Origin of the sequence: Rufibacter glacialis (genome assembly GCF_008271745.1) — a bacterium.
GTDB lineage: Bacteria > Bacteroidota > Bacteroidia > Cytophagales > Hymenobacteraceae > Nibribacter > Nibribacter glacialis.
The window spans coordinates 393,648-417,450 of the sequence record NZ_VKKZ01000020.1 but is presented as its reverse complement, the minus strand read 5'-3'; the positions used below and the strand labels follow the sequence as shown (position 1 = coordinate 417,450).

Annotated in this window: 21 protein-coding genes; 9 read left to right on the top strand and 12 right to left on the bottom strand. The window is 53.1% G+C overall.

What is annotated here, in order from left to right:
• Positions 1-558: 558 nt before the first annotated feature.
• The 3 genes from thrC to FOE74_RS09975 form a co-directional block, all read right to left on the bottom strand.
• The gene (gene thrC, locus FOE74_RS09985) at positions 559-1,878 is read right to left on the bottom strand and encodes a threonine synthase (RefSeq protein ID WP_149098451.1); all 1,320 of its coding nucleotides are present in this window, start codon (positions 1,876-1,878) and stop codon (positions 559-561) included.
• Entirely contained in the window at positions 1,875-2,840 is a 966-nt protein-coding gene (locus tag FOE74_RS09980) for a homoserine kinase (RefSeq protein ID WP_149098450.1), read from the bottom strand. The genes thrC and FOE74_RS09980 overlap by 4 nt, the downstream gene beginning before the upstream one ends.
• Positions 2,841-2,957: 117 nt before the next feature.
• Positions 2,958-4,364 carry an aspartate kinase gene (locus FOE74_RS09975; protein WP_149098449.1) on the bottom strand — a complete coding sequence of 469 codons (1,407 nt, stop codon included), beginning with the start codon at positions 4,362-4,364 and terminating at the stop codon, positions 2,958-2,960.
• Between the two features lie 570 nt (positions 4,365-4,934).
• On the opposite strand from FOE74_RS09975, the gene FOE74_RS09970 reads away from it, so the two are divergent.
• Both FOE74_RS09970 and FOE74_RS09965 read left to right on the top strand, forming a co-directional pair.
• Positions 4,935-5,516 carry a 7-carboxy-7-deazaguanine synthase QueE gene (locus FOE74_RS09970; protein WP_149098795.1) on the top strand — a complete coding sequence of 194 codons (582 nt, stop codon included), beginning with the start codon at positions 4,935-4,937 and terminating at the stop codon, positions 5,514-5,516.
• 3 nt (positions 5,517-5,519) lie between these two features.
• Entirely contained in the window at positions 5,520-7,445 is a 1,926-nt protein-coding gene (locus tag FOE74_RS09965; protein WP_149098448.1) for an OmpA family protein, read from the top strand.
• 209 nt (positions 7,446-7,654) lie between these two features.
• Here the strand turns inward: FOE74_RS09965 and FOE74_RS09960 are convergent, their stop codons facing one another.
• From FOE74_RS09960 to ligA, 3 genes are all read right to left on the bottom strand, one after another.
• The gene (locus tag FOE74_RS09960; protein ID WP_225840764.1) at positions 7,655-8,614 is read right to left on the bottom strand and encodes a gamma-glutamyl-gamma-aminobutyrate hydrolase family protein; all 960 of its coding nucleotides are present in this window, start codon (positions 8,612-8,614) and stop codon (positions 7,655-7,657) included.
• Positions 8,602-9,609, bottom strand: coding sequence for an amidoligase family protein (locus tag FOE74_RS09955; protein WP_149098447.1), 1,008 nt, complete (start codon positions 9,607-9,609; stop codon positions 8,602-8,604). Before FOE74_RS09955 ends, FOE74_RS09960 begins: the two co-directional genes overlap by 13 nt.
• Positions 9,610-9,921: 312 nt before the next feature.
• On the bottom strand, positions 9,922-11,973 hold the full coding sequence (ligA, locus tag FOE74_RS09950) for an NAD-dependent DNA ligase LigA (RefSeq protein ID WP_149098446.1): 2,052 nt from the start codon (positions 11,971-11,973) through the stop codon (positions 9,922-9,924).
• 142 nt (positions 11,974-12,115) lie between these two features.
• On the opposite strand from ligA, the gene FOE74_RS09945 reads away from it, so the two are divergent.
• Together FOE74_RS09945 and FOE74_RS09940 are read left to right on the top strand one after the other, a co-directional pair.
• A complete protein-coding gene (locus FOE74_RS09945) occupies positions 12,116-12,646 on the top strand; it encodes a gluconokinase (RefSeq protein ID WP_225840763.1) in 531 nt (176 codons plus the stop codon).
• A 716-nt stretch (positions 12,647-13,362) separates the two neighbouring features.
• A complete protein-coding gene (locus tag FOE74_RS09940; protein ID WP_149098445.1) occupies positions 13,363-14,508 on the top strand; it encodes a DEAD/DEAH box helicase in 1,146 nt (381 codons plus the stop codon).
• A 94-nt stretch (positions 14,509-14,602) separates the two neighbouring features.
• On the opposite strand, the gene FOE74_RS09935 is transcribed toward FOE74_RS09940, so the two are convergent.
• Positions 14,603-15,319 (bottom strand): 3-ketoacyl-ACP reductase, encoded by a 717-nt coding sequence (locus FOE74_RS09935; RefSeq protein WP_149098444.1) that lies wholly within the window; start codon positions 15,317-15,319, stop codon positions 14,603-14,605.
• Positions 15,320-15,998: 679 nt separating this feature from the next.
• Here FOE74_RS09935 and FOE74_RS09930 point away from each other — a divergent pair.
• Together FOE74_RS09930 and FOE74_RS09925 are read left to right on the top strand one after the other, a co-directional pair.
• Positions 15,999-16,799: an alpha/beta fold hydrolase gene (locus tag FOE74_RS09930; RefSeq protein ID WP_149098443.1), complete on the top strand. Its 801-nt coding sequence runs from the start codon at positions 15,999-16,001 to the stop codon at positions 16,797-16,799.
• A gap of 68 nt (positions 16,800-16,867) precedes the next feature.
• The gene (locus tag FOE74_RS09925; protein ID WP_192576604.1) at positions 16,868-17,284 is read left to right on the top strand and encodes a hypothetical protein; all 417 of its coding nucleotides are present in this window, start codon (positions 16,868-16,870) and stop codon (positions 17,282-17,284) included.
• Between the two features lie 100 nt (positions 17,285-17,384).
• Here the strand turns inward: FOE74_RS09925 and FOE74_RS09920 are convergent, their stop codons facing one another.
• Both FOE74_RS09920 and FOE74_RS09915 read right to left on the bottom strand, forming a co-directional pair.
• Positions 17,385-17,882, bottom strand: a complete 498-nt coding sequence (locus tag FOE74_RS09920; protein ID WP_149098441.1) for a DUF4920 domain-containing protein — start codon at positions 17,880-17,882, stop codon at positions 17,385-17,387.
• A gap of 65 nt (positions 17,883-17,947) precedes the next feature.
• Positions 17,948-18,691, bottom strand: a complete 744-nt coding sequence (locus FOE74_RS09915) for a TapB family protein (RefSeq protein ID WP_192576603.1) — start codon at positions 18,689-18,691, stop codon at positions 17,948-17,950.
• A gap of 145 nt (positions 18,692-18,836) precedes the next feature.
• On the opposite strand from FOE74_RS09915, the gene FOE74_RS09910 reads away from it, so the two are divergent.
• The 3 genes from FOE74_RS09910 (at position 18,837) to FOE74_RS09900 (ending at position 20,231) form a co-directional block, all read left to right on the top strand.
• Complete coding sequence (locus FOE74_RS09910) at positions 18,837-19,046, top strand: hypothetical protein (RefSeq protein WP_149098439.1); 210 nt, start codon at positions 18,837-18,839, stop codon at positions 19,044-19,046.
• Between the two features lie 2 nt (positions 19,047-19,048).
• Complete coding sequence (locus FOE74_RS09905) at positions 19,049-19,399, top strand: hypothetical protein (protein WP_149098438.1); 351 nt, start codon at positions 19,049-19,051, stop codon at positions 19,397-19,399.
• Positions 19,400-19,598: 199 nt separating this feature from the next.
• Positions 19,599-20,231, top strand: a complete 633-nt coding sequence (locus FOE74_RS09900) for a cytochrome c oxidase subunit 3 (protein WP_149098437.1) — start codon at positions 19,599-19,601, stop codon at positions 20,229-20,231.
• Positions 20,232-20,383: 152 nt separating this feature from the next.
• On the opposite strand, the gene FOE74_RS09895 is transcribed toward FOE74_RS09900, so the two are convergent.
• The 3 genes from FOE74_RS09895 to FOE74_RS09885 form a co-directional block, all read right to left on the bottom strand.
• Positions 20,384-21,271: a DUF3822 family protein gene (locus tag FOE74_RS09895; RefSeq protein WP_188686566.1), complete on the bottom strand. Its 888-nt coding sequence runs from the start codon at positions 21,269-21,271 to the stop codon at positions 20,384-20,386.
• Between the two features lie 257 nt (positions 21,272-21,528).
• Positions 21,529-22,665 (bottom strand): FAD-dependent monooxygenase, encoded by a 1,137-nt coding sequence (locus FOE74_RS09890; RefSeq protein WP_149098435.1) that lies wholly within the window; start codon positions 22,663-22,665, stop codon positions 21,529-21,531.
• Between the two features lie 49 nt (positions 22,666-22,714).
• Positions 22,715-23,800, bottom strand: coding sequence for a 3-oxoacyl-ACP synthase III family protein (locus FOE74_RS09885; RefSeq protein ID WP_149098434.1), 1,086 nt, complete (start codon positions 23,798-23,800; stop codon positions 22,715-22,717).
• Positions 23,801-23,803: the final 3 nt, after the last annotated feature.

Here is a 23,803-nt window from a genome sequence, read left to right as displayed (position 1 = left end):
TATCAAATTTAACAGCGAAGCCACCATTCCTTCTGGAATGGTGGCTTCGCTGTTTTCGGGGTGTTTTAGTGGAAAGAGGGTTTATTTAGCAGATAGGGACATGTTTATTGACCCTAGTCCAGTGCATCTTCCATTTAATTGAAGCCTAGAACCAGCTAAGAATATGCTTGCCTGCTTCCGGTTTCGTTATGGGATAAAATATCAGTTCATTACGGAAAACGCCGTGGCCCTCCAAAATAGGTCAAATACAGGAAATGCCATTGCACTGCAAAAAGGGTTCATAGCGGAAAGACCCGTTGCAGTGCAACGGCGCTACAGAGAATTGTAGAGACGTTACACTGTAAGGTCTTCCGCATCCTACCTTGTTTTCTATAAAACCAATTGGCCTTGAATGCTGTAACTACCGCAACGACCAAATAAACCCCTACCGCCTGTTTTTGGCCTACTTTCTTCAAACCTGACCTAAAAACCTACCACAGGCGCGAGTCTGGAAATTCCATCTTTAAGAACACGGGCTACCTTTTTGACTTGTTTCTTAAAACCAGCCTGAAAACAGTCTTACAAGGTGCCCTCTTTGTGCTCTTGCATCAGCAGGAGTTTGAAACCGGCAAAATCGTTTGGCAAGTCGGTGACCTGCTTCTGCCGGCCAACAAAGACTTTCAACTGTTCCGGTAACTCAATTTCCTGCCCCAGCACTTCTTCCATGCTTTTCTTGAATTTAGCCGGGTGCGCGGTTTCCAGGAAAATACCCGGGGTCTTCAATTCGGGGAGTAACTGGCGGAGGCTTAAATACCCGATCGCGCCATGGGGGTCTAACAGGTAGCCGGTTTCCTGGTGTACTAGTTTTATTGTTCCTTTGATTTCATCATCGTCGGCCCAGAAGCCTTTGACTACCTGTTGCAGCGCCTCCAGTTGATGACCGAACAGCTCCTGGATTCGGGGGAAATTGTTGGGGCTTCCTACGTCCATGGCATTGGCAATGGTGCAGACAGAAGGGGCAGGGTTGTACACACCGGTCTCTAGGTACTCGGGAACGATCTTGTTCTGGTTGGTGGCTGCCACGAAATAAGTGACGGGTAGCCCCATTTGGCGGGCCAGCAAGCCCGCCGCCAGATTCCCGAAGTTGCCGCTGGGCACAGAGATGGTAACGTCCACGGCGTTTGGGTTCTGTTTTTTCCATTGACCCCAGGCGTAAAAGTAGTACACCATCTGCGGAAGCCACCGGGCCACGTTGATGGAATTGGCTGAGGAAAGGTTCTTTTTCTGGTTTAACTCCTCATCAGAAAATGCTTGTTTTACAAGGGTTTGGCAGTCATCAAAGGTGCCTTCTATGCCCACGGCGCTGGTGTTCTGGCCCAAAGTTGTGAACTGCATTTCCTGGATTTCGCTCACGCCCTGTTGGGGATACACCACCACCACGTCAATGTTATCCAGACCCAGGAAACCGTTGGCGACAGCGCTGCCGGTATCCCCGGAGGTAGCCACCAGCACAGTCACCGGTCGGTCAGGTTCTGCGAAGGCCTGTAGGCAGCGTGACATAAACCGGGCCCCTACGTCTTTGAAGGCGCAGGTTGGGCCATGGAAGAGCTCCAATGCATAGATATCCTGCTCTACTTCCACCAGGGGGATGGGGAAGTTGAACACCTCGTCGCAAATTTTCCGGAGGTCCTCCGGGGAAATATCTGGAGTGACATAAGGGGCCAATACTTCAAAGGCTATCTCCGGCAGGGAAAGGGAGGGAAGCGATTGAAAGAAATCCTCAGATAAAGTGGGGATCTCCTTCGGGAAGAAAAGTCCCTTGTCCTGGGGAAGGCCTTTAATGACGGCCTCCTTGAAACTCAACTGGGAAGCGTAGTCGTTGGTGCTGTAGAAGTTCATAAGGGCAAAGCAGGTTGAAAGGTGGACTGGGTTACCAGGCGAACGCCTTGTTCCGGCACCTGAGATACATAGGTTTTAGTTTCAATGCCGCTGCCGGCGTAGGTGGCTTCCATGGCTTGCCTCACGGCGTTTGCCTGGTCCAAAGAGGCAGATAGGGCGAAGATGGAAGGGCCTGAACCAGAAATCCCGGCACCTAAGGCTCCGGCCTTCAAGGCGGCTTCTTTCACCTGCTTGAACAGCGGGATCAGGACCGAGCGCTCCGGCTCAAAGATCTCGTCGTGGAGGCTGCGCCCGATGAGGCCGTAATCTTTCTTCAGCAGACCGGCCATCAAACCCGCCAGGTTTCCCCATTGCCGGATCCCTTTCTTCAAGGGTATTTCCTGCTTCAATATGCTGCGGGAAAGGGAGGTCTTCAGCTCAATCTGCGGATACAAGATGGTGCAGTACAGATCAACCGGCACGCCCAGCGGCACCACGTCCAGCGGCTCATAATCGCGCACCAGCACAAAGCCGCCCAGAAGGGAAGGGGCCACATTATCAGCGTGGGCCGAACCGGAGGCTTTGCGTTCCCCTTCCATGGCAAAAACCACCAGCTCCTGGGTAGTGAAAGGCGAACCCAGCAGTTCATTCACGGCAAAGGCGGCGGCGGCAGAACTGGCGGCGCTACTACCCAGCCCGCTGCCCACGGGCATGCCCTTGTGCAGCTGCAATTCCAGTCCCTGCGAAATTCCAAGGGCCTCCAGCATCTTCTGGGCCACTACCCCAATCACATTTTCTTTTGGGTCTGAGGACAGGTCTTCAATGCCTTGGATGGCAGAAATGGTAATGCCGGGAGTTTCGGTTTTCCGGGCCCAGACTTCATCGCCGGGTTGGTCCAGGGCAAACCCCAACACATCAAAGCCGCAACACACGTTGGCCACCGTGGCAGGTGCATAGGCTTTTACAAAATTATTATCGTTCATCTATAAAATGCTTGTTATTAGCAGGAAAGGATAGTTCTAGTAAAGAGAAGGGTGAAGATGGATTCGGTCCTGACTTTTAGAAAAAGGTTTAAAAACGCCTTTCCTCGTCCAACTCTTTTACGCTTGAATAACCTCCGCCGGCTCTGCCACCGGAAGGAAAAAGCGGTCGTGGAGGAGGTTGACGGCGCGGTGGGCCTCCTGCGAGTTAACCACCACAGAAATGATTCGCTCGGTGGCTCCTTGCGCAATGGCCCTGATGTTGATGCCGTGGTCACCCAGGAGGGAGAAGGCCTTGCCCGCCACGCCTGGCTGCCGGATCATGCCATCGCCTACCAGCGCAACAATGCTCATAGGTGTTTCCAGGCTCACCGGGTTCAGTAGCTCCTGCGCAATGTCTTCGGCAAACTCCTGGCTAATGGCCTGCACCGCTTTCTCGCCTTCGGCCTCGGCCAGGCCAATGGTGATGCTCTGCTCAGAGGAGGACTGCGTGATGAAGTAGATGTTGATGCATTCCTGGGCCACGGCTTTAAACAAACGCATGGCCACGCCCGGTACGCCCACCATGCCGCTTCCGCTCACGGTCAAAACCGCCATGTGGTCAATGCAGGAAATGCCTTTCACACTCTGGGCGCTGGGGGCGGGCGAAGAGGAGATGAGGGTGCCTTTATGGCCAGGGTTAAACGTGTTCTTGAGCACCAGCGGAATTTGGGCGGCCACCAACGGCGCAATGGTGGGCGGGAACAGCACCTTCGCCCCGAAGTAGGCTAGTTCCATGGCTTCTTCGTAGCTCAACTCTTCTATGGAATAGGCAGCGCTCGCCTTGCGGGGATCAGTGGTATACATACCATCTACGTCAGACCAAATCTCCAGAAGGTCAGCGCGTAAGGCGGCGGCATATAAAGAAGCGGTGTAATCAGAGCCTCCTCGGCCTAATACCGTGGTTCTCCCTGTCTGGGACCGGGAAATGAAGCCAGGGGCTACCAGAAGCGCTACTTTAGGTACGTTCTCCTGCATGAGGGCGTAGGTAGCTTTGAGGTTCACCTTCGCGTTGAGGTAGGTGGAATCAGTGACAATAAAGTCGCGGCTGTCCAGCAGGGTATTGGGCAAGCCGTGGTGCTGCAGGGCTACGGAGATAATGGCCGAGGACAGCCTTTCCCCGTAGGCCATGACCCGGGCCTTGGTGCTGTCGCTGAGTTCATCCAGCAGGTACACGCCGCGGCAAATATCCTCCAGCTCCCGGAAAATCATCTTAATGCGGCCTTTGATGTCAATCTGTTGGCTCATGGGCACCAGTTGCTCAATGGCGTCCATGTGTTTGGCCTCCAGTTGGGTCAGCAGGTCCAGGTAAGAAGCGTCATGGGCGGCGGCTTTCTGGTACAGGCTAATGAGCAGGTCGGTGACTTTAGACATGGCGGAAACCACCACCAGCATGTGAGGGTTCTGCTTCTCCTGCAGAACAGAGATCAGTTGACGGATGGCCTCCGCATTGGCCACGGAGGTGCCTCCAAATTTTAAAACCAGCATAGGGTCAGGCTTTACAAGAAATGAAAAAAGAAAGGGTGATGTTGGGCCATGGGCCAGGCAGCCAATTAAACCAATTGGCCCCAGAAAGGACGATATGTGCAGCTATACCCCCGTAGGGGTAATGGTAATAATGCCCGTAAAAAAGGGAATAGGTAAAATAACAGTAGCCGTCTCCGGGCGGGAAGAGGAGAGCAAAGCAGTAGATATGTTAGTAGTTTTTACCATTAGTGCTGGCAATATCTGAAAATATTTTAAAGAAAAAACCAAAACGGTGAAAAATAAATAATTTTCAGCCTTGACCCTGCTTCTATACCCGCACTGCGCTTTCTGCGCCGGAATAGTTATCTTTGCCGGGCCAAAACAAGCCTTGGAGCCGGGAAAGAAGCCGGCGAGGGCAACTTAAATCCGCTAAAGCTTGTTGCGCGAGTACCATAGTTCCCGTTTTAAGGCCTTTTTTTAAGAAAAGCGGCCCAAACGGCAACGTTTATTTTTTTGACTTTGGAAGCTACTTTAGATACAAAAATCGCCTCAGTACATACTGTTCCCAAAGACGGGACCAAGCTGCCTTTGATGGAGCATTTCTATACCATTCAGGGCGAAGGCTACCACACGGGCAAAGCCGCCTACTTCATCAGGTTAGGGGGCTGCGACATAGGGTGCCACTGGTGTGACGTGAAAGAATCCTGGGATGCGAACCTGCACCCGCTCACCGACACCGACTGGATTGTACAGCAGGCCGAACAATACCCCGGAAAAGCGGTAGTGGTGACCGGCGGCGAACCCCTGCTCTATAACCTGGACTACCTCACCTCTGAACTGCAGAAACGGGGCATCCAGACCTTCATTGAGACATCAGGCGCTTACCCTTTGAGCGGTACCTGGGACTGGATCTGCCTTTCGCCTAAGAAATTCAAAGGGCCGCACCCCAGCGTGCAGCCCCAGGCCGGCGAACTGAAGGTGATCATCTTCAATAAAAGTGATTTTGCCTGGGCCGAAGAACATGCCTCTCACGTGGGGCCAGAAACCCGCCTGTTCCTGCAACCGGAGTGGAGCAAAGCCGACCAAATGATGCCGCTGCTGGTGGATTATGTAAAGGCCAACCCTAAATGGCGTATTTCACTGCAAACGCATAAATTCCTGAATATCCCGTAGCTTATGCACTGTCTCGCGCGTCTTTGCCTTTTCTTGTTTCTGTTGGTAGGGTGGGTGGTGCCGGTGGCGGCGCAGACCCCGGCCGGGGGCTCCAGTAACACCAAGGCCCAGAAAGCATATGAAGAAGGCATTAAGCAGGTGCAGGGCCGGAACTTTGAGAAAGCCCTGCTCGCGTTCCAAGATGCCGTGAAGCGGGACACTGCCTTTGCCGAGGCCCATTTGCAGGCCGCTAACCTGTTCCGCATTCTGCAGAAAGAGGAAGAGGCCTATCAGCACTACCGCCGCGGCCTGACCCAGCGCGAATTGAAACCTTCCGGCTACGCCGATTATTTCAATTTCGCGGAACTGGCTTTTGCGCGGGGGCAGTATGAGGAAGCCGAGACGTTTTACGGCCATTTCCTGAAATTCGGGCGGAAAAATACGAAGCAGGCGCAGGTAGCAACCCAGCAACTCAAAAACATCTCCTTTGCCCAGAAAGCCATCAAGGCGCCGGTGAATTTCAATCCGAAAGCATTAGGTGATCAGGTAAACCAATTCCGACTGCAGTATTCGCCCGTGCTCACCACCGACCAACAAGCGCTGCTGTTCACGGCCCGGCAAGGAAGCGGCCCTAATGACGACGAGGATCTTTACCTGGTTTACCGTAAAGAGGGGGCGTGGCAAACCCCTGTGTCCGTTTCAGAAGCCATCAACACCGAATTGAACGAAGGCGCGGCCTCCCTTTCGGGTGATGGCCGAGTGCTGGTGTTCACCTCCTGCAACCGCCCAGATTCCTATGGCTCCTGTGATCTCTACATCAGCTACCGCGAAGGCCAGGAATGGAGCAAACCTAAAAACATGGGCCGTACCGTGAACACGGCCTCCTGGGATTCCCAGCCCAGCCTTTCGGCCGATGGGCGCACCATTTACTTTGCCTCTAACCGCAAGGGCGGGCAAGGCGGCGAAGACATCTGGGTCACTAAACAACAGGAAGACGGCACCTGGAGCATACCCGTGAACATGGGCCCCACCATTAACACGCCCGGACGGGAAAACTCCCCGTTTCTGCATGCCAGCGGGAACACGCTGTACCTGGCCACCGACGGCCGGGAAGGCATGGGCGGTCTGGATTTGTTCAAAGTAGACCGGCAGAAAGACGGCTGGGGAACCCCGCAGAACATGGGTTACCCCTTGAACACCCACCGCGATGAAAGCTCCATTTTTATCTCCCCCGACAACAAAACAGGTTACTACTCCGGTCAACTGGCGGGGACCGGGAAGGTGGAGGTGGCCTTGCTGCAGTTTGAGGTGCCGGAGGTCTGGAAAGGCAAGACGGTTTCTTCTTTTGCGCAGGGACGGGTGTTTGATGCCCAGACCAAAAAGCCCCTTAAAGCTACCGTGCAGGTGTATGACCTGGATTCGGCGGGAGTCATCACGCAGCAGGTTTCCTCAGACGGCACCTCCGGCGAGTACACCATCGTGCTGAACCAGAAGCAGCGGTACGCCCTTTATGTGACCGCCCCCGGCCATGTGCTGGAAAGCCGCCACATCTCAGCCACCTCTACCACGGAGCCCTTAGCCTTAGACTTTTACCTGCAGCCCCTGAGCAAAGGCGCCAAAGCGGTGCTCAGCAATATTTTCTTTGATACCGGCAAAGCCGAACTTCGACCCGAATCCCAGACCGAACTGGACAAGCTGTTCCAGTTTCTGCGGTCAAATCCAAAAATCAAGGTAGAAATAGCGGGCCACACCGACAATGTGGGCCAGGCCGCCGCCAACCAGAAACTATCAGAGGCCCGTGCCCAGGCAGTAGTGGCCTACCTGGTGAAGAAAGGAGCACCCGCCTCCCTGTTCCAGGCCAAAGGCTACGGCCAGACCCAACCAGCGGCGCCTAATACCTCAGAAGAGAACCGCCAGTTGAACCGCCGCATTGAGCTTCGGATTTTATAGGTAAATAATTTTAAATGAACTTAAAACAATAGGGCTGGCTGCTGGTTCTATTAGCAGAAGTACACCTTAGGTTTAGTTGTTACTTATTTAGTAGAGCAAAAAAAGCGGCGAGGATTTTCCTCGCCACTTTTTTTGCTAAAACACAGCTAAAACGGGTGATTCAAATTTCTTCCTATGGTAGATGATGCCTCCTGTACCTGCGTAGCTTCTCATCTGTCAAGAACCCTGGGCTGTAAGGAAGAAGATGCTTTTTGTTCTTCCTTCCGTTCCAACTCTTCCAGGGCGCTGTTCTTAGGTGCCGCCAGGGCCGTTTGCAGGTCCGGGGCCTCAATTTGGTGGTGCACCTCTTTCGCTTTCTGCACCAGAGCCTGGAATAGGCGCCGTTGCTCCTGGCGGCGGGGCAGGTATTCGGGGTGCCACTGCACGCCAATCAGGAAGGGTCGGGTGGTATGCTCAATGCCTTGCACCATCTGATTGGCCTCCCAGGCCACTACCTCTAGGCCTGCGCCGGGCCTTTGCACGGCCTGGTGGTGCAGCGCATTGACCTTCAGTTTCTGCACGCCCATGATCTGGGCCAGCTTGCTGCCGGCGAGAAAGGTCACTTTCTTGACCGGGAAAATGCTGGAGGGATTGGGTTCCTCGCGGTAGAACTCCTCTATGTCCTGGTAGAGCGTGCCTCTGAAGTACACGTTCAGCAATTGGGAGCCGCGGCAGATGCCCAGCACCGGCAGGTTTTTTTTGACGGCCTGGTCAATCAGTTGAAACTCCAGATGGTCCCGGGCCTGGTCTAAGGCCCATTGGGGTTTCCGGCTGAAGAGTTTGCGCAAAAAGAAAAGGGCGGGATAATACAACCAGCGGGTAAAACGCCATACTCTTTGGAAGAAGGTCTTCTTGGGGTGGTGCAGGGTGCGCTGCAGGTATTCTTTGAACACGGCCTCCTGCTGATACGTTTGGGGGTCTACATCGGCCCCGCCGCCCACAATCAGCCCCTGCAGCCCATCGGCGGTGCGGGGGAAAGAAGGCGTGATGTGCACCGGTTTTCCGCCGGCCAGCCACACGCCTAAGGCGGTGAACCACCACGCTATCTCGCCCCCTTTGTCTGGCCCCGTGATGCCAATGGTGGGTTTGTTGCGGTTGATTACCTGAGTAGAGGACGCTAGGTTAGCCACTGTGCCGTTTGTTTAGACCATTTTGCCTCAAACCCAAGCAGGGTATTTTCCTTCAGGTTCAGGAATTGGGCACTCATCTGCCTGATACGGTCAGGTTTGATGGCTAGTTCCTCAATCACCACCCAATTGTTCCATTCCTGCGCCAAGGTCCAGTCAGGGTCTGAGACGCACGAGTTGGGCAGGCGATAATGAAACGTTTTGCGGGCCTTTACACTACCCAAATTTGTGAAATGGCTTACCTGTTCCTCCCGCAGAAAAGCGAACAAGGGGTACAGGTCCAGAGGGCGGTTCCGGTCTGGGTTGTAGTGGTGGTAATCGTCAATGAGCTGCTCCAGAGACGGCGCATATTCTGGGTTGAGCACCAGCGCGGTGTATTCTGCCGGAAAAGGGTTGATGAACGAGGTCAGGTTCTTACGGGCAAAATCGGTTTCACCGGCTTCCAGGAGCCAGGGGTAGAGCAGCAGGAACGCGCGCAGGTACCGGAGAATGGTGTCTGGGTTGGTGTCTGGGATCTCAGTGTTGATGTGCGTACCGAAGGCGTTGGTGAAAAAGGCCTCCGTGCCCTTGGCATGATGGTCATACAAGGCTTGCCGCAGTTGCTCCAGTTGTTCCAGTTGGTTGAACGGCAGCGGCGGTACCCCAATCTCATAGGGGATCACCTTCTGGATGATTTTTTCCAGGGCATCGTCAATCACGTTCTCCAGGGTTTCCTGGCCCAGTTTCAGGTGCTCAATGTCAATGTTGAGTTTGTGGAAGACGGTCTTGTATTGCTTCTCGGTTAACAGCTTGAGGTCAATCTCCACGCTGAAATCACCCAGGCGGGTTTCTACCACCTTGGCGCAGAACCGATTTTCCATCTCCACCCGGCCGCCGTACAGTTCCTGCACAATGTGCAGGCATTCTTCAATTCCTACGTTGGCAAACTCCAGCTCAAAGCCTACGGTCCGCACCTTTCCCTCCTGATTTAGCTCTACTGGTAGTGGCCTGAATGACATAATCTTATGTTTGGGTACCTACTTGTTTTTTCCAAGTACACCAACGAGATTGATAAGGGAGCGTTTCATTCCTTTTGTGCTATTTTCAGCTGGAAGGAAAATTCCGTATTTACCGTTGTTCCTTATCAGTATGTAAAAGCCTGTTTTCTGCTCTTTTCCTTAAAGAACGGCCAAAATAAAACCCTGGAATAAGAGGCTGGCGTTTATACCCCAAAAAACAAAAAGTAGGACCGAACCATGCTTTTGGTTCAGCCCCACTTTAGTATGAGTATCACTCTTCTTATGCCAAACTTGCCAGCAGAAGAGGACCGGTTAATCCAGCATCTGGTTGAATTCCTCCTCAGAAATGATCTTCACGCCCATGGTGGTGGCTTTCTCAAGTTTGCTGGGGCCCATCTTGTCGCCGGCTACCAGGTAAGAAAGCTTCTTGGAGATGGAAGAGACAATCTTTCCGCCGTGGGCGACAATGGTATCCTGCAGTTCCTCGCGGGAGTAACCAGAGAACACGCCGGAAACCACAAAGGTGAGTCCCGCCAACTTATCAGAGGTTGGTTCTACCACGGCCAATTCCCCTAAGTCTAACTGCAGCCCGTGGGTTCTTAGGCGCTCTACCACGTGTACATTGGCCAGATCCTGGAAGTATTCCCGTACCGAAGCCGCTATGCGGCCCCCGATCTCAGGAACGGAGATGAGTTCTTCCTCGGTGGCGGCGCGCAGGGCATCTATGTTGCGGAAATGCTGCGCCAGTTTCTGCGCCACGGTATTGCCCACAAACCGGATACCCAAGGCGAACAGTACCCGGTCAAACGGTGCTTCCTTCGAGTTCTCCAGGGCTTTGAGGATGTTTTCCACCGTGGTTTTCTGGAAGGTGACTATACGGCTCTTGCCGGTTTCCTCGTTCACAAACGTCTTTTTCAGACCGAAGAGGGTGTCATAGGTCAGGTCATAGAGGTGGTCTGGGCTAGTGACCAGGCCTTGTTCGGCCAGCAGCTCAATCTTGCCTTCGCCCAGGCTCATGATGTTCATGGCCTTGCGGCTGATGAAGTGCTCCAATTTACCTTTCACCTGCGGCGGACAGCCTTTCTCATTAGGGCAGTAATGGTTTGCTTCGCCTTCTGAGCGTACCAATGGGGTGTTACAGGCCGGGCAAACCGTGGGGTACACAATGGGGGCGGCATTATCGGTTCTGAACTCAGTTTTCACCGCCGTCACTTTAGGTATGATCTCACCGCCTTTCTCCACCACCACTTTATCCCCGAGCATCAGGCCCAGGCGTTCAATTTCATTCGCGTTGTGCAAGGAGGCGCGCTTCACGGTGGTACCGGCCAGCAAGACCGGTTTCATGAGGGCCACCGGGGTGACCGCTCCCGTACGGCCCACGTTGTATTCTATGCCCAGCAAGTCGGTGACGGCTTCCATGGCTTTGTATTTGTAGGCCATGGCCCAGCGCGGGCTTTTGGCGGTATATCCCAGCTCGTCCTGCTGCGCGTAGGAATTCACTTTCACCACAATGCCGTCGGTAGCGATGGGCAGTTCAAACCGTTTGGTTTCCCATTCATGAATGAAGTCCATGACCTCCTCAATGGTAGTGCATTTGCGCCAGGTAGGAGACACGTTCAAACCCCAGCGTTGCAGCGCCTCCAGGCTTTCTGAATGGCTCTGGAAAAGGGTGGGGGTGCTGAGCAGGGCATAAGCGTACATGCTCAGGCGGCGGCGGGCTACCCCTTTGGAATCCTGCAGTTTTAGGGTGCCGGAGGTAGCGTTGCGAGGGTTAGCCATCAAGGCTTCCCCTATCTCCTCGCGCTCTTTGTTCAGTTCCTCAAACACATGGAACGGCATGAACACCTCGCCGCGCACCTCCACCTCTGCCGGTACATCATCTCCGTGCAGGTGCAAGGGAATAGTGCGGATGGTGCGCACGTTGGGGGTGATGTCGTCGCCGCGGGTGCCATCGCCGCGGGTGACGCCGGCCGTCAAGGCGCCGTTGGTATAGGTGAGGCTCATGGCTACCCCGTCAAACTTGATTTCGCAGATGTACTCCACATGGTCGCCTGTGACCTTGCGCACGCGGTTGTCAAATTCCCGTACCTCGTCTTCTGAGTAGGTATTGCTCAGCGAGAGCATGGGATATTTATGCCGAACGGTAGGGAAACTCTTGGTGATGGTGCCACCCACGCGTTGGGTGGGGGAATTGTCTGAGCGGTACTCCGGATGCTGCTCTTCCAGTTTCTGCAGTTCCACAAGCATCTGGTCAAACTCGTAGTCAGATACTTCGGATACGCTGTTCTGGTAATATTGGTAGTTCAGGTAGTTCAGGCGGTGGGTCAGCTCCAAAATGCGGGCTTCAAGGTTCTGCTCAGGCATGGGCGAGGTTGGTTTTAAACTGAGGGGCAAAGGTAGGAAAAACGAAGGTTGGGAACCGCATCTCGGGCTGCGGAAAGGAACCAAAGACGGTAGGTATAAATAACACCTGCGGCCCTCCTGCGTAAGCGGAGGTACATCAAAGATGAGAAACATGTCATACATGGTCATGGGCGTTTCAGGAAGTGGCAAAAGCACGGTGGGTAAATTATTGGCCCAGCATCTGCACCTGCATTTTATTGACGCCGATGACCACCACCTGGCCCCCAGCATTGCCAAAATGAGCCAGGGAATTGCCCTCACCGACGGGGATCGGGAAGAGTGGCTGGCCAAACTGAACAGCCTTCTGGTCAAAGCAGAGGAGACGGAACAGGAAGTAGTCATGGCCTGCTCCGCCTTGAAAGAAAACTACCGGCAGGTTTTACGGCAGAATTTGCAAAAAGGGCTCAAAATCGTATTCCTGCACGGAGATAAGGCTCTTCTGAAAAGCCGAATGGGCAACCGGGAAGGCCATTTCATGCCCGAAACCCTCCTGGCCTCCCAATTAGAAACGCTGGAAATACCAAAAGAGGCCCTGACCTTAGACATCAGCCATACTCCTGAAGAATTGGTACAGCAGATAATTCAAGCCCTTCCCCCTGACCCTGCGTTTTCTGGCCCTTTTTCTGAAAAATGAGCTCAAAGCGGTTTCTAGGCGGCACTTCCTTTTCCTGCTTCTTTCTGTAAATCAGGTCCAAAACGCAATACCGGGGTTCCTTCTCCCTCAGGGAGAAGGTTAGGATGAGGGGGAGTAGGTTCCTGACTGGAGAAGCCTTTGCCTTGAAGCACCGTTGCCCCTCACCCTAGCCCTCTCCCCAAGGGAGAGGGAATTCCTCTTATCCTGCCTTTTCTCTGATATGCTTCTTTGCCTTAAGCCCTTCCTTTAGCTTTATCTATTTGTCACGGCAATAAATCGGCGGCATAGAGGTGGCGAACCCAAGACCTCACAGGTTTTTAAAACCTGTGAGGTCTACTGCACTTTCCGCACGCATAGCCTATTTCCAGCCTTTCGCCTGAGTTCCTAGGCCTCGACCGCCCCTGAGCGTAAGCGAAGCGAGCGGAGTAGAGGGCACAGCGTGAGGGCGGAAGCCGGGGCCTCGCGGCCGTGAGCGCTTCGGCAGCTATGCAAAGAGCCGGTTGTGGATCAACGCTAGCAGCAGAAATCCCTAGGGAGCAGCGAAAGGCTTGTACAAGAGCATAAAACAACCGTGGCTCTTCACTTGATAGGAAGGACTTTTGCCCTGCGAACGTGAGACAAGGCAGTGCCTTGTCTCTACAAATCCCATACAAAGCAAAACCCAGTTAATCTAGCTATCTTTACAACCTTATAATACCTTCACCAGTCCTTCCAGTATGTCCTTTTCAGACCTGGGCTTATCTGCGGCGGTTGTCAAAGCCGTTGCCGCCCAAAAATACCCGCACCCCACGCCCGTTCAGCAAGCCGCCATTCCAGAGATTTTGAAAGGAAAAGACCTGTTGGGAATTGCGCAGACCGGCTCTGGGAAAACCGCCGCCTATGCTTTGCCGCTCCTGGACAAAACCCAGACGAACCGGGCGTTCAAGAACCGCCACGTGAAGGTGCTGGTGCTGGTTCCCACGCGTGAACTAGCCTTGCAGGTAGGGGAAGTATTTCTTTCCTTCAACGCGCACATGCCCATTCAGATCAAGACGTTGGCGGTGTTTGGGGGCGTGTCCATCAATCCGCAGATGATGAAATTGCAGGGCACCGATATTTTGGTGGCTACACCGGGCCGGCTCCTGGATCTGGTGGACTCAAAAGCGGTGTATCTGTCTGACGTGGAAACCCTGGTGTTGGATGAGGCCGACAAGATGCTGAACCTGGGGTTTGAGGAGGAGATGCGCCAGATTCTTGCCCTTTTGCCCAAAAGAAGGCAAAATCTCCTGTTCTCCGCTACGCTGGACAACAAAGTCACCGCCATCCAGGAAACCCTGCTCCGTGAGCCAGTCACGGTAGAGATCAAAGCCGAAGAAAGCAACCTGGACACCCTGATCTTTGAAGTTGCCTACCTGGTGGCCACTGAACGCAAAGGACCATTTCTGCGCTACCTGATCAAGCACCGGCAAATGCAGCAGGTGCTGGTCTTTGTTTCTGCCACCCAACGTGCCGACCATCTGGTGACCAAGCTCGCCAACAACGGAATCAAAGCCGTGGCCCTGCACAGTGGCAAAAGCCAGGGCGCCAGAACCGAGGCGCTGGCCCTGTTCAAGAAAGGGAAGGTGACGGTGCTGGTAGCCACAGACCTGGCCTCTCGGGGCATAGATGTGCAGTTCTTGCCGTTTGTGATCAACTATGATTTGCCGCGCTCTTCCAAAGACTACATTCACCGCATTGGCCGCACGGGCCGGGCAGAAGCAGTAGGGGAGGCTTTTACCCTTGTCACACCCGAGGATGCGCACCATTTCAAGATCATCCAGAAACAAACCAAGCGCGTGATCCCTACCCAGGAAACCCAAGACCTGGACCTGAAAGGGTACTAAAGCAATAAATTAGATTTCACCCTATACCTGAAAAGGTCCTGTTTTTGGTTAAACAGGACCTTTTCAGGTAATACCAGCAAGCTTTCTTGAAGACTTAAGGATTGGTAGACCAAAGGCCAGCGTCTTTCAGGAACACCCGGCGGTTCAATTTAAGCTGGCACACCACAAATTCGGCAAAGTCTTCAGGCTGCATCACATTCTCGGTGTTCCCGTCGGTGAGTTTCAGTCCCAAAGACAGGTCTGTTGTGACGGTGCTGGGGGTGAGCGTCGTGACTCTAATACCGTGCTTCCGGACCTCCTGCATCAACGACTCAGACAACCCGATCAGACCGAATTTGGAGGCACTGTACGCACTGGTCACGGCGGAGCCCCGCTGACCCGCCGTAGAGGAAATATTCACTATGTCGCCGATCTTCTGGGAGATCATGGCGGGTAAAACAGCTCTGGTCACATAATACGGCCCCATCAGGTTCACCTTGATGATGTGTTCCCATTGGTCGGGCTCCAGTTCCAGGAATTTCCCGAAGGAGGCGACGCCTGCATTGTTGATGAGAATGTCAATGAACCCCAACTCTTGCCGGGCCTGCTCTACCGCCTCGTTCACGCTGTGGAGGTCGGTCACATCGGCGGTGACCACCGAGGCCTCCACGCCATAGGCCTCCACTTCAGCGGCTACTTTCTGTAAATCGCTTTGGGTACGGGCCAGAAGGGCGGTGTTCACGCCTTCCTTCGCCAATGCCAGAGCAATGGCCCTACCTATTCCTTTTCCGGCCCCGGTTATAAGGGCGGTTCTTCCTTTCAAAGATTCCATAAATACGTTCAATAAAAATTCAAAACTAGCAGATGCAGCTCTGCTCACCATTGGTCACTGGGTATCCTTTAGGAAAGGAGCATCCCATTTACTTGTTTAACGGGCAAAAGAAAGGCATGTTTGTTTCTTTGCCTGGCCTTTACCATTCGGGATAGGAGAAATGGTAACCAAGAGCACCCCAGAAACCAGGTGCCAAACAGGTTCTTTTCCTCCAGGAAGAAACCTCGTACCAGGGGCCTTCGTTTCCAGTAAGGAATCTTTGCCTAAGGCGAGAGGACTGAAAAACATTTCTGCCACCTTTCATGGTGAATGGATTGCCTAGGGTCTTTGAGAAGCTGGTTTATGGGAAAAGCAAGACGGTGACCTTATCCCTTGCTTGCCTCGTATGGGCAGGCGTTTATGCTGCCTATTTATAAGGATAGAAGTTAAAACCCAGTTAAGAAAGAGAACGCAGACCCACTTCAGAAGCTGGTTGGCTATAAGCAGGAATTTTCTGAAAATGGGCTGTTTTAAGCCCATGGTTAAAAATAGTGGGGCAGTTACTGATGTTTAAAAATAATAGTTTGATTTCCAAGAAAAGGGAAAGAATCTAAAAGAAACCAAGTCCTATATTATTTGGGTTGTATATTTGCCCGGGTAGGCTAAGCTCCCTGGTATTTACTAACTCAATCCCCCAGTTATGAATGTACTTCAACGCAACAATGTAAAAGTAATTGGCAAAGGAAAGACTCCCATGCTTTTTGCCCACGGCTATGGTTGTGACCAGGACATGTGGCGCTATATCACCCCTGCATTTGAAGAGGAGTACAAAATTATCCTCTTTGACCACGTGGGCTTCGGCAAGGCTGATGTCTCGGTGTACACGCAGGAACGGTATTCCTCCCTTCAATCCTATGCCGTAGACATTCTGGAGATCTGTGAGGAGCTGAACCTGGAGAAGGTGATTTTTGTAGGCCATTCCGTTAGCGCCATGATTGGGGTGTTGGCTTCCATTTTGTCTCCGCAATTATTCTCAAAACTGGTTTTGATTGGGCCCTCACCACGGTATATCAATGATGAGGGGTATGAAGGCGGTTTCACCCAGGAAGGAATTGACGCTCTTTTAGATTCCTTAGACAGTGACTACCTCAGCTGGTCGGCGGCCATGGCTCCTGTGATCATGGGCAACCAAAACCGTCCGGGGTTGGGCCAGGAGTTAGCGGCAAGCTTTTGCCGCAGCAACGAGGAAGTAGCCAAGGATTTCGCCCGCATCACGTTCCTGTCAGACAACCGGGCAGACCTGGCCAACGTGAAAACCGAAGCCCTTATTCTGCAGTGCTCAGAAGACGTGATCGCGCCTTTACCCGTAGGGCAGTACATGCACCAACAACTACCCAACAGTACCTTCAAGGTGCTGGAGGCCACCGGGCATTGCCCCAACCTGAGCGCCCCAGAAGAAACCATTGCGGCCATGAAGGAATTTTTGCATCCTGCCCAGTAAAGGGCATTGGTTAAGAAAGCGGGAGTGGAAGTGCAGTACCGGAACCAATGACCCTGAGCTACGGAAATATGGACAAAATGGAGCTGAAAAAGCCTAACGGGGATGTGTATTTCGAGGCTTGGCGGTTATCCGATAATTCCTGTATCAAGGTAAACTGGATTGGAATCCAGTCCCTGGAAACCGTGGTCATGGGAGGGAACCTGGTTTTGACCATGCTTCGGGAAAAGTCCTGCCCCGCCATCTTGAACAGCAACCGTGAACTGATAGGCCCCTGGGAATCTTCTGCCAATTACATGGCTCAAAAATGGGCACCATCGGCGAAACGGTTGGGCTTGCAATATTTCGCCCATGTGCTCTCCCCGGGTATTTTTGGCCGAAGGTCCTTTGATTTGTTTCTCCAGCTCCTCACTACCCCTTTGACCGTGAAATCCTTTGAAGACGAGGAAACAGCGGATGCCTGGCTTTTCCTGCACCATTCCTCCTAAACGCCTTCCGGAAATCTAAAAATTTGTTTGCACCGGGAAATGGTAATCCATTTCCCGGCTGTTTTTCCTGAAACGCCTTTGTTTCGTTTTAAGCATTCATTTACTCCTTAATCTGTACCCCTGAGGCGATGAAGGTGATAGATGGCTTGGGAGACGTGATGGCTGCGATCTCTTCCTTGCTTTTGCCGGCGTCTTCAGCATAATGGCGTTGGTCATCTACTGAAACAGTGTCCCTCACCACTACTCCCTCAAACACGATCTCTTTGCCTACAATGTCTTTGGGCATGAAGAAGCCATAGTCCTTGAACGTGACCCGCATGGGTTCCTGACCGTCAACAGCCACCTTGATCCAGCAACCTTTTTTCTGGCACACCTCTACTACCTGGGTAGCCACCGTTGTCTTGGCCGAGTCTTCGTTAGCCAGCAGCGCCGGAAGGGCAGAGGGGGCCACCGCTTTCTGGGGAGAGACGGCATCACCAAAGGTTGCCCCTTTGGCAGAGGTGGCCGGCTGTCCCGTAGGGGCGGTTTCCGTGGATTTGGTACAGCTGCCTGCCAGTAACAACAAGGCTAAGGCAGAGGTGGTAAGGTATTTTTCCATATCAGAGGCAATTGGGTTAAGTGCCTAAAGCTACAGAATGCCAGGGAAAGTACAATAGCCCGCTTTTACTTCTGCAGGGCTTGCGCCGGGCTCCGTTTGGAGATCAGTTCCAGGCCTTTGGCTTTCTTGCCTCGTTTGGTGGTGAACTGGCATTTGATCAGGCCATGTTCCGGCGAGAAGTATTCTTCCACCTGGAAAACATCCCGCAGGGGAAGCCCCATGGCATCCAAGTCCACCACATATTGGTAGCTGATCTTGAACGCATCAAAAGTGCCCGCCGGGGTGGTGATTTTCTCCTGCGCGTCTACCTTTCGGTTGATGGCCGCCATCTTGATTTGGCTTACATGGCTGTTGGTGGACCGTGCCTTGACCCCTAAGCTCCCGTTGGGTAACTTCTGGCCCACCTTCATCTGCAAGGGGTAGGCGATGTCTACGGGGGAATAGGTAAAGTCCTGCCCTTCAAAGGTCTTGAGAACCTGTTCCCGCAGCAAGAGCATGGCGTCAACATAAATGGTGTCTTTAGAGCACCTGATCTGGTATTCTTCTGAGGTGGAGGAGCGGTTGGTATTGCTGATGCGGGCGCTTTTGAACGTAGTCACATATACCCCTTTTTTGTCAGCCGCCTGCTGCACCACCTTGTTGGTCACCTTGCCGTGGTTGCGGCCTTTGTCAGTGACCTGGTACACGAACTCTGTATTTTTAGATAATCCCAGTGGCTGCAGGCATTCCTGCGCCTTGGTTTCTTCCGGCAGTGCCCAGGCGCCCAGCAGCCACACGAGCCCCTTCGCCATAAAATGATTTTTCATCATAGTAGAAGCCACCTCCCTTAGAGGAAATAAGCTTCTGTTTATACGTAGAAGGATATACTTAGATATTTTGGATTATTTAAACTAAAATGGGGAAAGAAACGAGGGGCTTGTGCCTTCGTACGTTTTGTGTGACCTTATCTTTTACATGATGGAAAATTCTACCCAACCCGTAACCAAACTCTCTGACTTGGCCGCTGTTCTGCTTGAGAAACTAAAAGCCGCCCAAACCAACATCACCCTTGATTTTGACGATGTGGCCGTGACCGGACCTGGTCCGCTGGGACAACCCGGGCAATGGAAGCTCAACGGTAAACTGACCCTTACCACCAAATCCACCGGCCCCAATCTGTCCTGACCATGGAAGCATTTCCTTTTGAGGTATCCGGAAGGCTGGTGCTCACGGTCTGCGGAGACCAGGTGCTGGTAGTGGCCGAGGAGAATTTCGTGATCGTGAATTTCAAAGACCATGCGGCCCTGGAACGGGTCATGAAGAACCTGCTGCCGCCTTCTTCCTCGGGTAAAGGCGGCGGACTGCTGGAAAGCCTGGAAAAAGCTAAGGATGTCAACCTGAAAATAGGCCAGGCCGGTCTGGTAGTGGACATCAGGGTCAATAACAGGACCTATGTGGAGCTTGGTTCGGGCCCTTCGCCCCGCATTACGGCCAATGCCGTTTTTGGGAAAGTGGGTTCCTGGTTCAAGAAAAGCTGAGCCGGAAAGATCTCTGCTTTCTGGCCTGTCCGTTGCGGAGGAATACGGAAAGGAGGGGAGAAAACGTTCTTTTGAAAAACTGCCGTAAATATGTGTCATCTGCTAAACATTCTATTGATTTACAGGGTAGTACATATAGCAAGCAGTCTGTGCGTTGAAGGCAAGTGGCAATGAAAGAAGGCCGTTGAAGTAGCGAACCATGAAATCAGAGAACCAAAATAAAATTGGGGCTGGTAAAATGTCCAGCTTTGAGAAAATTGAGAAGGTGCCCCCGCTCAAAATGCTCCTGTATGCCAGTATGGCGGGCATGGGTATTTTGTTTCTGCTCTTGACCGTCATGTTCCTCTACAAGGCCAGTGAGGAAACCACCCCCGTAGGATTCATATTACCCAAGCTGTTCTCAGTTAGCACGGTGCTCATTCTGGTGAGTGGGTTCTACATGCAGCAGGTACCCGCTTTCTATGCCCAGGATGACCTCATGAATATGAAGAAACGGTTGGTCTGGGCGCTGGTGTTGGGGCTGGGGTTTGCCCTGGCTCAGATTGTGGCCTGGTATGAGATGGCCGAGGCCCGGGTATTCTTTGATGGGCACCCCGCCGGCACGTTCCTGTATTTACTCTCCGCCTTGCACTTGTTGCACATAGCCGGAGGGTTGGCCTTTACCTCGTACCTTTTCCTGAAGGTGAACCGCGCCTCCAAAGACCCTATCCGGAGCCTTGTGTTCAACCGTGACCCCTACCGGCTCATGCAGGTGCAAACGTTGCGTTCCTATTGGAATTTCCTGGACGGACTCTGGATTGCGCTTTACTTTGTTTTCCTTTTTGCGCTGTAAGACCAGCGGCTGAGAGTGAACCTTTCAAATAAAACAGGAAGAGGGACGTACTATCCGGTACGTCCCTCTTCCTGTTTTAGGGCTAATAGTTTTGAGCGTCCTTTTGAAAAAATAAGCCGAAATCAGCCTCCTGACTTTTGGAACGCTTTTGCCTAGTCACAGAAGTGAAGGCTGTACATGTCAAAGTTGCGGTGGTTGAAGAGGGTATCAAACCGGTAGCTGAAGCCCACATCTGTAGGTTTTTTACCGAACTGCACGTGCCGAATATACGTGCGCAACACCTCGTGGAGTTCCGAGTCCAGCAGTAATTCGCCCCATACCATTACCTGGTCCTGGTCTGGGTTCATCTTCTTTTCCTGCAAGACAAAGAGCACATAATAGATGAAGTCTTCTGAGGTGGTGAAGAAAAACGAATTACAGAACTCCAGTTTCAAGCCTTGCAATACTACCAGCGTGACATAGTTCTTGTCCACGTAGATGAAGAGCTGCGGACGCGTGCTGCGTTCAGCCATGTGCAGGAAACCTTCCATGAGGGCAGAGGTCTGGTGCACAAATTCAACGGGGCTGTCCAGGAACTGCATAGCCAACCAGGCTTCCAGGGCCGCGGGTACCGTGAAAACGTTTACCAACTCCAGGCGGGGGTGCTCATGGTGGTCTACTACTTCCTGCTCCGGCTCTACCACCGCGTTCAGCCTCAGGTATTCCTCCCGGGCGTTCAGGTCAAAAAGCGTCTCCGGGATAAGGGTGAATTGTTGGTTTTTGATCCCTATGCGGACCTGCTGCCATTTCCTTTCCTGCAGCAACGGGTTAGAGGCGCTCAGGTCCTGGAGCGTGGCAATGGCATTTTCTACCGTAGAAGGCGTTTCTGCCTCATAATCTTCCAGGGCCACAAACTTGTTACGTTGGGCATCCAGCACGCCCACCCGTATGCGGTGGGCGCCAAAACTGATGTATAAGTGGGCGCTGGCGCTTTCGCTGGGGGCAAAAGCATCGTCTAAGACGCGTTGGGTCTGTCTGAAAGCCGGCACGGACGTATTCAAGGGGTAGGAAGTAAAATGAGAATGTGAGTACAATATTACTCAATTAAAACCTACTACCCATGCTGCCCCGGCAGTTTTGCTTCCCCTAAAGCGGCCTATCCAGGAATTAGGTACCTGAGGCTAAGCAGGTAGCAGGATCAATAAAAATTGTGGAGGCCGCCTTAACCCTTTCCTGTAGAGCTGGTCTTGCCCAAAAGAACGTTTAGTTAGCCTTTTCGAAAAACAAGGCCTAAAACCATGCCCGAGGAGGGCCCTGGCTAAAAGTCAACGGCATACACTTTTTCCAGTTGCTTTTCATTGACCCAGGTGGGCAGATGGCGCAGCCCGAAATTCCGGAGTTGGATGAAGACCGGGTTTTGCGATTGGGCCACTTGCCCCAAAAGCCGGGACTGGCGGGTGATCCAGTGGGTGCGGGGCCGCCGGATTTTCTCAAAACGCTGCGCTGCCTGGTTGAAGTCATAATCTTTTTGAAGCTCCAAGGCAAAGACTACGGCATCTTCCACCGCCTGGCAAGCGCCTTGTCCCATATTAGGGGTGGTGGCGTGGCCGGCGTCGCCTAAAAGAAGAATATCTTGAAATGCGTACTGAGGCAGCGGTGCCAGGTCATACAGGTCATGCCAGAGTAGCTGGTCAGGTTTGGTATGCCGGAAAAGATCTGGAATAGGGGCGTGGTACTGACTGAAATGCTGGTACAGTTCTTCTACTCCCATGGCCTTCATGGCGGCACTGTTCTGGGGGGCGTTGATACAGGCAAACCAATAGATCTTGTTACCTTGTAAAGGGGTCCAACCTACGCGGCCAGCCTTGCCCCAGGTTTCAGAAGCATAGAGGCTTTCCAACCCTGGGTTTTCAATAATGGCCCGCCAGCACGTGTAGCCCGCGTAGCGGGGAACCGCCTTGGGAACAAGTTGCTGCCTGATGGCCGAATGGATGCCGTCTGCCACCAGCACATGGTCAAAGGTCTGGCTTTCACCTTGCTGAAAATGGACGGTTACTCCTTTCTCTGTGGCCGTGGTGCCTAAGGCCCGCCGGTTGGGGTGCAGGGCAGAGGCCGGTAATTGCCGGACCAATACTTTGTGCAGATCCGCCCGGTGAATGACAAAATTGTCCAGCCCGTATTTTTCGCTCATGGCCCGGCTGTCGGTGCGGTTAATGAGGCGGCCCTGGTCATCAAAGATATGAAAACCGTCCAGACAGTTGCCCTCGGCCATGACCTCCTCCGCGATGCCCATTTGCTGAAAGCCCTTGATGGCGTTGGCCGCCAGGGCCAAACCGGCGCCCAGCGGTTCAAATTTAGGGGCCGCATCAAAGACCTTCGCTTGCACGCCAATTCTCTGTAAAGCAATGGCAGTGGACAAGCCGGCTATTCCTCCGCCTATGATTCCTAGGTTCATGCAGTATGGTAAAAGACGAAAGGGAAGAAGCGGTTTTAGTTGGTTTTACTTATGGAAACCGATATACCACGGCATTGGCATTCATGCCGGCGCCCACAGAGGCAAACACCACCAGGTCACCCGATTGAAACTGCTGGCCGTCAAAGTCTCCCCGGGCAATAAGGTCATAAAGCACGGGAAGGGTAGCCACCGAGTTGTTGCCCAGGGTAGAGATGGTCATGGGCATGATGCCCGCTGGAATGGTGTCCAGCCCGTACAGCTTGAAGAGCCGTTCCAGCATGGCCTCGTCCATTTTCTCATTGGCCTGGTGCAGCAACACCTTCTTGATCGCTGATAACGGAACCTGCGCCTTGTCCAGGCAGTCTTTGATCAATTGGGGTACCCGGGTAAGGGCATATTCATAGATCTTGCGGCCATCCATCTTGATGTACAGGTCTTCCTGCGACACCTCTGGATTATACGACGGGGAGGAGTTGAGCCAGAAGGTCTGGGTAAGGGTGTCTGACACGGTGAGGTGCTGCAAGACCCCGGCTTTTGGACCTTCGGTCCGCGCCTCCAGCACTACCGCTCCCGCGCCGTCAGAAAAGATCATGCTGTCTCGGTCATGCGCGTCACTTACCCGCGACAAGGTTTCTGTCCCGATCACCAGTACTTTTTTCGCCTCTCCCGACTGCAGGAAGTAGTGCCCCTGGATCAAGGCCTGGAGCCAACCGGGGCAGCCAAAAGGCAGGTCATACGCTACGGTGTAAGGGTTGGCAATCTGTAGTTTATGCTTGATGCGCGAGGCCAGGGGGGGCATCATGTCTACGCGGCGGGAGCCGGCTTTCACATCACCGAAGTTATGGGCCACAATAATGTAATCCAGCGTCTCGGGGTCAAGGTTGGCCCGCTGGATGGCTTCCTGGGCCGCCAGGTACCCCAAGTCAGAGGCTACCTGATCCTCCAAGGCAAACCTTCTTTCTACAATGCCCGTTATCTGCTGGAATTTCTGAATGATGACCTCATTGGTATTGGGTAATCTCTTGCCAGAAGGGTCATAGAACTCGTTGTGCAGGAAATCCTGGTTAGACACTACCTGTGAGGGTAGGTATCTTCCAGAACCGGTAATGACGGTGGAAAGCGTGGACGCAGGCATAAA